We start from the raw sequence: 11,393 nt of genomic DNA, 5'->3' as shown, positions 1-11,393 counted from the left end.
GGTCTCGACAACCACCTCAACGACCAGGAGCTCTGTCCGTATCTCCCCACCCCACCCCGTAACCACCACCACAAACCCTAAACTTCACGGCCTTGTGTCAAGGGCGGAGCGCAGCGCAGTCGGCGCAGCCGACGCGACGCCAGGAGCGCCCTTTACACCTGTCCTGGAGACGCGACACTCACAGCAGGAGGGGCGGCCCCCATCCCAACAACCTCCGCCACCCACACACCCCCACTCAGCGTTGCTCTAACCCGCACCCCACAACACCGCAGCAACCCACACCCGTTCAGTTCCCGGTCCCGTCCTCCGTCAGCGTCGTGCGCAGGAAGTCCAGGGTGCGCTGCCAGGCGAGCGTGGCCGAGTCGGCGTGGTATGCCTCGGGGCGGGCGTCGTTGAAGAAGGCGTGGCCCGCCGGGTAGAGGTGCAGCGTCGGGGTGATGCCGGACTGCGCCACGATCGCCTCCCGCAGCTCCTCCAGGGACGCGGGCGGCACGGACTCGTCGGTCTCGCCGTAGTGCCCCAGGATCTGCGCCTTCAGCCCCGAGAAGTCGGGCACGCCCTCCTTGTTGACCCCGTAGAACGGCACGGCCGCCGCGACCCGCTGGTCGTGTGCCGCCTGGCTGAGCACGAAGCCGCCGCCCATGCAGAAGCCGACCGAGCCGATCCGGTCGCCGTCCGTCTCCTCCCGCGTGAGCAGGTAGTCGACCGCGCCCGAGAGCAGCTCGACCGCGCGCGGGGTGGGCAGCTCCAGCATCATCCGCAGCGCCTCCTCCGCGTCGTGGGCGACCTCGCCCCCGTACAGGTCGGGCGCCAGCGCCACGAAGCCCGCCTGCGCGAGGCGGTCGGCGATCTCCTTGATGTGGGTGGTCAGCCCCCACCACTCCTGAATGACGATGACACCGGGTCCGTGCCCGGCCGGGGGTACGGCGAGGTAGCCGTGGGCGGTGCTGCCCGCGCTGGGGAACGTGACGTTCTGCGGGGAGGAGGAAGCGGCGGGGGTGGAGTCGGTGGTCATGGGTGCCTCCAGTGGTCGAGGGGGGTCATGCGCGATCGATCGTACGTAACCAACGCGCTCGCCGCCGCCCCCACCGCCCCGTTCCACCCCACCAGCCCCAGCCCCAGCGCCTTCCGCACCCCCGCGCTGAGCCCGACCACGGACTCTTCGCCCCCGACGGGCCCCCGGCCCCGGCCGGCCATCCGGCCGTCGCCGTCGACCTCGTACCAGCCCTGGGTGGTGTTGACCAGGTAGTAACGCCCGTCCTCCCCGTCGCTCAGCAGCAGGACGTACTCCGTCCCGGCACGGAGACCCGCCGTCTCCGGGCCGGAACCGGGCGCCGTGTAGGCCACGTTGATCGCGTCGCCCGGGCTCTCCCCCTTGGCGGTCGCCAACACCTCTGCCCTGGCGACCGTGTCGGTCATGCCGTCGTGGGTCTCTTCATGCCCCGCCCCGAGCTTCACCCGTACGATCAGATCGGCCGAGTCCTCCAGCTCCGCCGTGGTGCCGTAGTACGGTTCGTCGCCCAAGACTGAGGCGCTGCCGGAGCCGCCCGGGAGCTGTCCGTCCAGTACGAGGACGGCCCCGCCCCCGATCGCCACCGCCGCGCCACACGCCACCGCCGCCATCAGGAGGCCCCGGCGCCGGCGGGAGCGAGGTGCCGGGCCAGAGGCCGGAGGACCCGGCGCCGCGTTCGGCACCGGATTCGCCTGCCTGATCAAGGACTTGACTCGCCCCACTCGCCCCACTCGTCGCACTCGCCTCACTCGGACTCCTCCATATAGACGGCGCGGAATGCTTTACGGGCGCGGTGCAGCCGTACCCAGACCGCCGGGGCGGCGCAGCCCAGTACCTCGCCGATCTCGGCGGCGCCCAGCCCGTCCCAGTAGCTGAGGAGGAGCACGTCACGGTGCCGGTCCGGGAGCTGGTCGAGGGCGTCGAGTACGGCGGTGTCCTGGCCGGCGGCCGGGGCGCGGTCCAGCTCGTCCGTGATGCGGCGGTGGAGTTCGGTGAGCCGGGCGGTCGCGCGGTAGTGGTTGCCGAGCAGGTTCCGCGCGGTGACGATGAGCCAGCCCGTGGTCATCACCTCACCGCACGCCGCCGTAACGTCCCCCGCCCCCGCCCCCGCCCCCGCCGTACGCTCCCACGCGATCCGGAAGACCTCGGCCGTCAGCTCCTCGGCGGCGCTCCGGTCGCCCAGCCGCCGGTACACGTAGGCGGATACGCGCGGATGCTCGCGCGCGTACAGCGCGGTGAACCGCGCGGTCGTAGCGGTGTTGCTCCCCCTGGTCTCCACACCCTCTATATGTCACGCACCGGCGGATCCTTACAGCGAGCCCGGAAACGCCGAAGGGCGGCATCCCCTCCATCAGCCATGGGCCATCGGCCGTCGGCTGGAAGGAAATGCCGCCCTCGGTCAGGACAGTCGATCCACTGGGGCCGGAGCCCCGGTCGGATCAGAAGTCCATGTCACCGCCCGGCATGCCGCCGCCCGCGGGGGCCGCGCCGGCCTTCTCGGGCTTGTCGGCGATAACGGCCTCGGTGGTGAGGAACAGCGCCGCGATGGAGGCGGCGTTCTGCAGCGCGGAGCGCGTCACCTTCGCGGGGTCGATGATGCCTTCGGCGATCATGTCGACGTACTCGCCGGTCGCGGCGTTCAGGCCGTGGCCGACCTTCAGGTTGCGGACCTTCTCGACGACGACGCCGCCCTCAAGACCACCGTTGACGGCGATCTGCTTGAGGGGAGCCTCCAGCGCGAGCTTCACGGCGTTGGCGCCGGTCGCCTCGTCGCCCGTCAGCTCGAGCTTGTCGAAGACCGAGGAAGCCTGGAGCAGAGCCACGCCACCACCGGCGACGATGCCCTCCTCGACGGCGGCCTTGGCGTTGCGCACCGCGTCCTCGATGCGGTGCTTGCGCTCCTTGAGCTCGACCTCGGTCGCGGCGCCGGCCTTGATGACGGCCACGCCGCCCGCGAGCTTCGCCAGGCGCTCCTGGAGCTTCTCGCGGTCGTAGTCCGAGTCGCTGTTCTCGATCTCGGCGCGGATCTGCTTGACCCGGCCGGCGACCTGGTCGCTGTCACCGGCACCGTCGACGATGGTGGTCTCGTCCTTGGTGATGACGACCTTGCGGGCGCGGCCCAGCAGGTCGAGACCGGCGTTCTCCAGCTTGAGGCCGACCTCCTCGGAGATGACCGTTCCGCCGGTGAGGATGGCGATGTCGTTCAGCATCGCCTTGCGGCGGTCGCCGAAGCCCGGGGCCTTGACGGCGACGGACTTGAAGGTGCCGCGGATCTTGTTGACGACCAGCGTCGACAGAGCCTCGCCCTCGACGTCCTCGGCGATGATCAGCAGGGGCTTGCCCGACTGCATGACCTTCTCCAGCAGCGGAAGGAGGTCCTTCACGTTGCCGATCTTGGAGTTGACGATCAGGAGGTACGGGTCGTCGAGCGACGCCTCCATGCGCTCCATGTCGGTCGCGAAGTACGCCGAGATGTAGCCCTTGTCGAAGCGCATGCCCTCCGTGAGCTCAAGCTCCAGCCCGAAGGTCTGGGACTCCTCGACGGTGATGACGCCTTCCTTGCCGACCTTGTCCATGGCCTCGGCGATGAGCTCGCCGATCTGGGTGTCGGCGGCGGAGATGGAGGCCGTAGAAGCGATCTGCTCCTTGGTCTCCACGTCCTTGGCCTGCTCCAGCAGCGCACCGGAGACGGCCTCGACGGCCTTCTCGATGCCGCGCTTGAGGGCCATCGGGTTGGCGCCGGCGGCCACGTTGCGCAGGCCCTCGCGGACGAGCGCCTGGGCCAGGACGGTCGCGGTGGTCGTACCGTCACCGGCGACGTCGTCCGTCTTCTTGGCGACTTCCTTGACCAGCTCGGCGCCGATCTTCTCGTACGGGTCCTCGAGCTCGATCTCCTTGGCGATGGAAACACCATCGTTGGTGATCGTGGGGGCGCCCCACTTCTTCTCGAGGACAACGTTGCGGCCCTTGGGACCAAGGGTGACCTTGACGGCGTCGGCGAGCTGGTTCATCCCGCGCTCGAGACCGCGCCGTGCCTCCTCGTCGAACGCGATGATCTTGGCCATGTGAAGTGGTCCTCCCGGACGGATCGGGTTCTCCCCCGCTCGGACGCTCGGAAAACAGCTGACGAGCTGGGGGAAGGATTGCTCCGGACCGCGCTGGCGCCCGCGACGGACGGCCTGAGAGCCGGGTGGTTCCTTGCCCCACCGACCCTCCGAGCCTCACCGACCCGGTCCTTAAGTTGTCACTCTCGTATGCAGAGTGCTAACGCCAATAATTAGCACTCGGCACCCGAGAGTGCAAGCGTCTTCCGGTCGGCCGGGGACGCACGAGGGGCCCGCATCCGTGATGGATGCGGGCCCCTCGGCGTGAGTGACGTGCAGCGTGTCGTGAGTGCGTCGGTGGCCGATCGCGCCGGGATCAGACGGCGAGTTTGACCATGTCCGCCTGCGGACCCTTCTGGCCCTGCGAGATCTCGAACTCCACTCGCTGACCTTCTTCAAGGGTGCGGTAACCGTCCATCTGAATCGCGCTGTAGTGGACGAAAACATCCGCACCACCGTCTACCGCGATGAAGCCGTAGCCCTTCTCCGCGTTGAACCACTTGACGGTGCCCTGAGCCATGCCTAACTCCCCTATTACTGGCCCTTGCACGGGGCCACACTTCGCGTCGGAACGCGTCGACCGCGGCTGAATGTATCTGCCCAACTGCCCTCTGCAACAGGTCAATCGGACGAGAAATCTGGGCGTGGCCGAACTCGCATAGCGATGAATTCGCAGCGATCCAGGGCAAGTCGGGCCGGGCAAAGCGCATCTATCACGCAAAGGCCACCGGGAGATCGGCCTCATGTTGTCGCGTTCTCGCGCGCGTTGGCGGCGGCGGACGGCAGGGCCTTCCCCTACTGTATCGCGCTCAACCATGCAGAATGGCCCCCTCCGCTTCGCTTGCGGAGGGGGCCATTCCAGTAATCCGGAGCGCATCGCATGTGCGTGCGATGCACGTGCGATGCGCGTGCGATGCGCGTACGCGGCGGTCAGCCGCCGGCGACCGCCGGGATGATCGAGATGCCGGCGCCCGCGGGCGTCGCGGTCTCCAGGCCCTGCTCGAAGCGGACGTCGTCGTCGTTCACGTACACGTTCACGAAGCGGCGCAGCTTGCCCTGGTCGTCCAGGACGCGCGCGGCGATGCCGGGGTGGTTGGCCTCCAGGGACTGGATGACCTCGGCGAGGGTCGCGCCCTCCGCCGGGACCTCGGCCTCACCACCGGTGTACGTGCGGAGGATGGTGGGGATGCGGACCTTGACGCTCATGGTGGTGCCCTTTCTGCGGAGTACGGGGTCGCTGCTGAACGAGTGGGGGTCAGCTCGCGCCGTCGGAGGCTTCACCGGAAGCGTCACCGGAAGCGCCGTCGCTCCCGACCGCCGCCAGCCCGGCCGCCCGGAACGCGTCGAGACTCGGCCTGATCGTCGCCGTCGGCCCGGTCGTGGGCGCCACGGCGTCCAGCGTCTTGAGGCCGTCACCGGTGTTCAGGACCACGGTGGTGAGCGTCGGGTCCAGCAGCCCCGCCTCGATGAGCTTCTTCGTCACGCCGACGGTCACCCCGCCCGCGGTCTCCGCGAAGATCCCCTCCGTACGGGCGAGCAGCTTGATCGCGTCGACGATCTGCTCGTCGTTGACGTCCTCGACGGCACCGCCGGTGCGCCGGGCGATGTCCAGGACGTACGGGCCGTCCGCCGGGTTGCCGATCGCCAGCGACTTGGCGATGGTGTCCGGCTTCTGCGGCCGTACGACGTCGTGGCCCGCCTTGAAGGCGGTGGAGACCGGCGAGCAGCCCTCGGCCTGGGCGCCGAAGATCTTGTACGGCTTGTCCTCGACCAGGCCCAGCTTGATCAGCTCCTGAAGACCCTTGTCGATCTTCGTGAGCTGGGAGCCCGAGGCGATCGGGATGACGAGCTGGTCGGGCAGCCGCCAGCCGAGCTGCTCGCAGATCTCGTACGCGAGCGTCTTGGAGCCCTCGCCGTAGTACGGGCGCAGGTTGACGTTGACGAAGCCCCAGCCCTCACCGAGCGGGTCGCCGATCAGCTCGGAGCAGAAACGGTTCACGTCGTCGTAATTGCCCTCGATGCCGACCAGCTCACCGCCGTACACCGCGGCCATGACGACCTTGCCCTGCTCCAGGTCGTGCGGGATGAACACGCACGAGCGCAGCCCGGCGCGGGCGGCGGCGGCGCCGACGGCGCCCGCGAGGTTGCCCGTGGAGGAGCAGGAGAGCGTGGTGAAGCCGAAGGCGCGGGCGGCCTCGACGGCGATGGCGACGACGCGGTCCTTGAAGGAGTGCGTCGGGTTGCCGGAGTCGTCCTTGACGTGGAGCGAGCCGGTGATGCCCAGTTCACGGGCGAGATTGTCGGCCTTGACGAGCTTGGTGAAGCCGGGGTTGATGTTCGGCTTCGTGGCCACGTCGGCGGGGACCGGCAGCAGCGGTGCGTAGCGCCAGATGTTGTCGGGGCCCTCGGCGATGCGCTTCTTCAGCTCTTCGGGACTGCCGCTCGGCAGGTCGTACGCGACTTCGAGCGGCCCGAAACAGCTCGCGCAGGCGAAAATGGGTCCGAGGGCGAAACGTTCGCCGCATTCGCGGCAGGAGAGCGCGACGGCGGGACCGAAATCAACACTTCCGCTTCCGCTGCCCGTACTTCCGCTGCCCGTGTTCTTCGTCTCGTTGTCCGGGACGGTCTGCACAGCCATGATGGCGAGGCCCTTTCTCCTCATCTTCCTCGCGACGTACTTCGCCGCAAGACGGAATTGGCACCTTCCCCACCGTGACCTCGCGGTCGGCGGGAGGGTTGCCGGGACTTCAACGGGCCGTTCCCTCAGTCCCTCTGGATGAGCGCTATGACGCCGGACCCGGGGTCCGGTGCGTTTGTTTCACCTGCTGGTGTCGTTCAAGACTGTAACCGAAGGAGTGGACGGCTGAGATAGTCGTCCGCACCGCGAGATGGATCACACGGGGGTCCGCACGGGGTCCGCACGGGGTCCGCGCGGGGTCCGGACCGGATCACACGGATCAGTGGTTTACGACGCTTTACAACGCTTTACGAAGCTTTACGGATCAGCGCAGGGAGTACCGAACGTGCTGGAAGAGGTGGAACGCTGGCTGGCCAGGCGTTCCTGGTCCGCCGCCGACCGTACGCTCGACCAGCTGCTGGCGGCGAAGGCCGCCCGGGGCAGCACGGTGAGCGTCGTGCTGCCGGCGCTGAACGAGGAGGAGACGGTCGGCGAGATCGTCTCCGTGATCCGGCGCGCGCTGATGACGCGGACGGCGCCGCTGGTGGACGAGCTGGTGGTGATCGACTCCGGCTCCACGGACCGTACGGCCCGGGTGGCGGCGGCGGCCGGCGCGCGCGTCGTGCACCGGGACGCGATCCTGCCGAGGCTGCCGGCCCTGCCCGGCAAGGGCGAGGTGCTGTGGCGGTCGCTGCTGGTGACGAGCGGCGATGTCGTGTGCTTCGTGGACGCCGACCTGCGGGAGTTCTCGGCGGACTTCGTGTCCGGGACGGTCGGCCCGCTGCTCACGGACCCGGGGGTGGACTTCGTGAAGGCGATGTACGACCGGCCGCTGAGGAACGCCACGGACGCGCCCGGTACCGGGGGCGCCGGTCAGGGCACCGGCCAGAGCGCAGGCCAGGGCGGGCGGGTGACCGAGCTGGTGGCCAGGCCGCTGCTCAATCTGCACTGGCCCCGGCTGGCCGGTTTCGTCCAGCCGCTGGGCGGGGAGTACGCGGCGCGCCGCGCCCTGCTGGAGCGGCTGCCGTTCCCGGTCGGGTACGGCGTCGAGCTGGGCCTGCTGGTCGACGCGCTCCACGCGGTGGGGCTGGACGCGCTGGCGCAGGTCGACGTAGGGGTACGGCTGCACCGCCACCAGGACGACGCAGCCCTCGGCCGGATGGCGGCGGCGATCTACCGCACGGCGCAGCTGCGGCTGTCGCGGGGGCGTCCGGCGGGACAGGCGGGGCAGCTGGGGCAGCTGGTACGGCCGCGGCTGACGCAGTTCGAGCGGCGGGAGGACGGCGCGGGCGGCTTCGCGCCTCGGACGCACGCGGTGGACACGGAGGAGCGCCCGCCGATGCGCGAGATAGCCGAGTACACGGCGGGCAGGGCCGCGTAAGGCACCCGGCCGAAACGGCACCCGCCCGGTAGCGGCACCCGGCCCGTACCGGCACGGCGTACCGGCGCGGCGCAACACCCCACCCCCGATCCGATTACCTACATTCATCCCTTATGGGCATGAAACACATCTTCATCGGCATGATCGCGGACGCGGACCGCCAGCTCGCCCTCACCGGCGCGGCGGCCGAGCGCCTGTGGCTGCTCGGCGGGGTGACGCTGGCGCTCGCGGGTGCCGGGGCGGTCGCCCTGGCGGCGATGCGCGGCACCCGCGGTCCGCGCGACTGACAGGTCACACCCGCACGTCCGTACGTTTGAGCCCTCGCCACGCGGGCTAGGTTTCGGCACATGGTCTCCGAGCAGCCCAAGCAACCCGCACAGCCCGCGCAGTCCGCGCAACCCGCGCAACCCGCGCAAGTACTCGTCGCGTCCAACCGCGGCCCCGTCTCGTACACCGTGGGCGACGACGGCGCCCTGGTGGCCAAGCGGGGCGGCGGCGGGCTGGTCTCCGGGCTGTCGGCCATCGGCCCGGACGTGGACGCCGTCTGGGTGTGCGCGGCGCTCGGCGAGGGCGACCGCGAGGCCGTGCGGCGGCTGGACGGCAGGCTCGACCCGGCGGACACCGGCGGGCAGCGGGTCCGCATGATCGCCGTTCCGCCCGAGGTCTACGCGGACGCGTACAACCACATCGCGAACTCGACGCTCTGGTTCGTCCACCACCTGCTCTACCAGACCCCGCTGGAGCCGTCCTTCGGCCCGGAGTTCCGCGCCCGGTGGGCGTCGTACGAGACGTACAACCGCGCCTTCGCGCAGGCCCTGGCCGACGAGGCGGCCGAGGGCGCGGCGGTCCTCGTGCAGGACTACCACCTCGCGCTGGTGCCAGGCATGCTGCGCGCGCTCCGCCCCGACCTGCGGATCGGGCACTTCTCGCACACCCCGTGGGCGCCGGTGGACTACTTCCGGCTGCTGCCCGACGACATCGCGCGCCAGCTGCTGCGCGGCATCCTCGGCGCCGACCGCGCCGGTTTTCTGACCCGGCGCTGGGCCGACGCCTTCACCGCCTGCTGTACGGAGCTGCTGGGCGGTACGGGCAGCACCCGCATCGGCGTGCACGGCCTGGGCTCCGACGCCGACTTCCTGCGCGAGCGCTCGCACCGCCCCGACGTAGCCGACCGCATGGCCGCCCTGCGCGCCCAGATCGGCAGCGCGGACACGGGCAAGCCCCGGAAGACGATCGTCCGGGTGGACCGTACGGAGCTGTCGAAGAACATCGTCCGCGGCCTGTACGCCTACCGCCAGCTGCTGACCGACCACCCGGAATGGCGCGGCCGGGTCGTCCATGTCGCCTTCGCCTACCCCTCCCGCCAGGACCTGGCGGTCTACCGCGAGTACACGGCCGAGGTCCAGCGGGTGACCGACGAGATCAACACCCGGTTCGGCACCTACGGCTGGACCCCGGTCATCCTCCACGTCGACGACGACTTCGCCCGCTCCCTGGCCGCGTACCGGCTGGCGGACGTGGCCCTCGTCAACCCGATCCGCGACGGCATGAACCTCGTCGCGAAGGAGATCCCCGTCGTCTCCGACCACGGCTGCGCGCTCGTCCTCTCCCGGGAGGCCGGCGCGTACGAGGAGCTGGGCGACGACGCGCTGGTGATCAACCCGTACGACATCTCCGCCACCGCCACCGCCCTCCGCGAGGCCCTCACCCTCCCCGACAGCGAACGCGCCGAACGCTCGAAGCGCCTGGCCGCGGCGGCGACGGCGCTCCCGCCGCAGCGCTGGTTCCTGGACCAGCTGGAGGCGCTGCGGCAGGTCTGAGGCGGGGGAGGCGGAGGCAGCCGGAAGGACGGCGTCAGACGGCGACCGTCTGTGCCAGCGCGGCCAGGAAGTCCGTCACCGCCGCCGGGCCCGGGAGGCGGAGGTCGGCGCGGGCGGCCAGTTCGGGGACTTCGGTGCCGCTGCACAGCAGCAGGCCGGGGTGGCCCTCGGCGCGGAGTTCGCCGACGGCCGCGTAGGCCGGGAGGTCGCCGAGGTCGTCGCCCGCGTACAGGACGGTCTCGGCGCCCGTTTGGCGTACGTACTCCAGCAGTGCCACGCCCTTGTCCATGCCGGGCGGGCGCAGTTCCAGGACCAGGCGGCCGGGTTCGACGATCAGGCCGTGGCGGGCCGCGAGTTCGGCGAGGGGGGCGCGGAGGGCGTCGAAGGCGGCCTGCGGGTCGGTGGCACGGCGGGTGTGGACGGCGAGGGCCTGGCCCTTCTCCTCCACCCAGGTGCCGCGCCAGGCGCTGAACCGGTCGAGGAATCCGGGGAGTTCGGCGCGGACGGCCGCGACGCCGTCGTGCGGCGCCGGGGCGTGTACGGTCCCGGTGGCCGCGTCCCAGCGTTCGGCGCCGTAGTGGCCGAGGACCACGAGCCGCTCCAGCCCCGGCACCCCGGCGAAGCCGCCGTACCGCACCGCCACCTCGGCCGGCCGGCCGGTTACGACGGCGACCGACGCGACGTGCGGCGCGAGCGCCGCCAGCGCGGGGACGGCGCCCGGGTGGGCGCGGGCCTGTTCGGGGTCGGGGACGATGTCGGCCAGCGTGCCGTCGAAGTCGAGCGCGACGACCGCCTTCCCCGGCCGCGCGAGCAGCGCGGCCAGGCCGTCGGCGCCTGCGGGGGTGGTCGGTTCCGGCAGGAGGAGGCGCCGGGGATCCTGGTGGTTCCGGTGGTTCCGGTGGTTCCGGTGGTCCTGGGGGTGCGGATGGCTGCCCATGGCTTCGACCCTAGACGAGTGGCCGCCCCGGCCACACCCCACCGGATCGCGCCCGGGCCAGAGCTACGGGCCGTCGCGCGGCTAGCGGCGCTCGCGCCGTTCCTGGCGTACGCGCCTCAGCCTGTTCACGGTCACCGGATCGTGCTCCGCCGCCCTCGGGTCGTCCAGCAGCGCGCTCAGCAGCTGGTAGTACCGGGTCGGGGAGAGACCCAGCCGCTCCCGGATCGCCCGCTCCTTGGCGCCGGTCCCCGGCCACCCGCGGCTCTCCATGGCGAGGATGGCCCGGTCGCGGTCGGAGAGCCCGCCCCCGGACTCGACGGGGGCAGGCTCGGGCACGGGCCCGGCCGCTTCTTCCGGCGCGGCCGGGTCTTCCGGCGCGGCCGGGTCTTCCGGCGCGGCCGGGTCTTCCCGCCGTTCCGGCTCTGCTGGCTCATTCGTGGTGGTCATCGCACCTCCACGCTA

At 70.9% G+C, this 11,393-nt stretch carries 12 protein-coding genes and 1 riboswitch; of the genes, 3 read left to right on the top strand and 9 right to left on the bottom strand.

Features of this window, described 5'->3' with window-relative positions:
- Positions 1-286: 286 nt before the first annotated feature.
- The 7 genes from AB0389_RS25605 to thrC form a co-directional block, all read right to left on the bottom strand.
- Positions 287-1,015, bottom strand: coding sequence for a dienelactone hydrolase family protein (locus tag AB0389_RS25605; RefSeq protein WP_366397821.1), 729 nt, complete (start codon positions 1,013-1,015; stop codon positions 287-289).
- Complete coding sequence (locus AB0389_RS25600) at positions 1,012-1,623, bottom strand: hypothetical protein (RefSeq protein WP_366397820.1); 612 nt, start codon at positions 1,621-1,623, stop codon at positions 1,012-1,014. The genes AB0389_RS25605 and AB0389_RS25600 overlap by 4 nt, the downstream gene beginning before the upstream one ends.
- A gap of 134 nt (positions 1,624-1,757) precedes the next feature.
- Positions 1,758-2,291 (bottom strand): sigma-70 family RNA polymerase sigma factor, encoded by a 534-nt coding sequence (locus AB0389_RS25595; protein ID WP_366397819.1) that lies wholly within the window; start codon positions 2,289-2,291, stop codon positions 1,758-1,760.
- Between the two features lie 160 nt (positions 2,292-2,451).
- Positions 2,452-4,077 (bottom strand): chaperonin GroEL, encoded by a 1,626-nt coding sequence (gene groL, locus AB0389_RS25590; RefSeq protein WP_114660763.1) that lies wholly within the window; start codon positions 4,075-4,077, stop codon positions 2,452-2,454.
- 355 nt (positions 4,078-4,432) lie between these two features.
- Positions 4,433-4,636 (bottom strand): cold-shock protein, encoded by a 204-nt coding sequence (locus AB0389_RS25585; RefSeq protein WP_005315736.1) that lies wholly within the window; start codon positions 4,634-4,636, stop codon positions 4,433-4,435.
- A gap of 410 nt (positions 4,637-5,046) precedes the next feature.
- Positions 5,047-5,322, bottom strand: a complete 276-nt coding sequence (locus AB0389_RS25580) for a ubiquitin-like small modifier protein 1 (RefSeq protein WP_366397818.1) — start codon at positions 5,320-5,322, stop codon at positions 5,047-5,049.
- Between the two features lie 49 nt (positions 5,323-5,371).
- Entirely contained in the window at positions 5,372-6,754 is a 1,383-nt protein-coding gene (gene thrC / locus AB0389_RS25575) for a threonine synthase (protein ID WP_366397817.1), read from the bottom strand.
- Positions 6,755-6,771: 17 nt separating this feature from the next.
- Positions 6,772-6,899, bottom strand: a riboswitch (SAM riboswitch).
- 240 nt (positions 6,900-7,139) lie between these two features.
- Here thrC and AB0389_RS25570 point away from each other — a divergent pair.
- The 3 genes from AB0389_RS25570 to AB0389_RS25560 all read left to right on the top strand — a co-directional run bounded on the left by AB0389_RS25570 (position 7,140) and on the right by AB0389_RS25560 (position 9,994).
- On the top strand, positions 7,140-8,174 hold the full coding sequence (locus AB0389_RS25570; RefSeq protein ID WP_366397816.1) for a glucosyl-3-phosphoglycerate synthase: 1,035 nt from the start codon (positions 7,140-7,142) through the stop codon (positions 8,172-8,174).
- A 119-nt stretch (positions 8,175-8,293) separates the two neighbouring features.
- On the top strand, positions 8,294-8,461 hold the full coding sequence (locus AB0389_RS25565) for a hypothetical protein (RefSeq protein ID WP_366397815.1): 168 nt from the start codon (positions 8,294-8,296) through the stop codon (positions 8,459-8,461).
- A gap of 60 nt (positions 8,462-8,521) precedes the next feature.
- Positions 8,522-9,994: a trehalose-6-phosphate synthase gene (locus tag AB0389_RS25560; RefSeq protein ID WP_366397814.1), complete on the top strand. Its 1,473-nt coding sequence runs from the start codon at positions 8,522-8,524 to the stop codon at positions 9,992-9,994.
- 34 nt (positions 9,995-10,028) lie between these two features.
- Here the strand turns inward: AB0389_RS25560 and otsB are convergent, their stop codons facing one another.
- Both otsB and AB0389_RS25550 read right to left on the bottom strand, forming a co-directional pair.
- A complete protein-coding gene (gene otsB, locus AB0389_RS25555) occupies positions 10,029-10,931 on the bottom strand; it encodes a trehalose-phosphatase (protein WP_366397813.1) in 903 nt (300 codons plus the stop codon).
- Between the two features lie 81 nt (positions 10,932-11,012).
- Entirely contained in the window at positions 11,013-11,267 is a 255-nt protein-coding gene (locus AB0389_RS25550) for a DUF3263 domain-containing protein (RefSeq protein ID WP_366397826.1), read from the bottom strand.
- Between the last annotated feature and the right edge of the window lie 126 nt (positions 11,268-11,393).

It is taken from the genome of Streptomyces sp. NPDC093109 (assembly GCF_040701725.1).
In the GTDB taxonomy this organism is placed as follows: Bacteria; Actinomycetota; Actinomycetes; order Streptomycetales; family Streptomycetaceae; genus Streptomyces.
Note: the sequence above shows the minus strand (reverse complement) of the source record. Positions and strands in the feature narration are given on the sequence as shown.

Coding starts and splice junctions, on each gene's coding strand:
- thrC (WP_366397817.1), bottom strand. CDS start 6,754: ATGGCTGTGCAGACCGTCCCGGACAACGAGACGAAGAACACGGGCAGC.
- AB0389_RS25565 (WP_366397815.1), top strand. CDS start 8,294: ATGAAACACATCTTCATCGGCATGATCGCGGACGCGGACCGCCAGCTC.
- AB0389_RS25560 (WP_366397814.1), top strand. CDS start 8,522: ATGGTCTCCGAGCAGCCCAAGCAACCCGCACAGCCCGCGCAGTCCGCG.
- AB0389_RS25580 (WP_366397818.1), bottom strand. CDS start 5,322: ATGAGCGTCAAGGTCCGCATCCCCACCATCCTCCGCACGTACACCGGT.
- groL (WP_114660763.1), bottom strand. CDS start 4,077: ATGGCCAAGATCATCGCGTTCGACGAGGAGGCACGGCGCGGTCTCGAG.
- otsB (WP_366397813.1), bottom strand. CDS start 10,931: ATGGGCAGCCATCCGCACCCCCAGGACCACCGGAACCACCGGAACCAC.
- AB0389_RS25600 (WP_366397820.1), bottom strand. CDS start 1,623: ATGGCGGCGGTGGCGTGTGGCGCGGCGGTGGCGATCGGGGGCGGGGCC.
- AB0389_RS25585 (WP_005315736.1), bottom strand. CDS start 4,636: ATGGCTCAGGGCACCGTCAAGTGGTTCAACGCGGAGAAGGGCTACGGC.
- AB0389_RS25605 (WP_366397821.1), bottom strand. CDS start 1,015: ATGACCACCGACTCCACCCCCGCCGCTTCCTCCTCCCCGCAGAACGTC.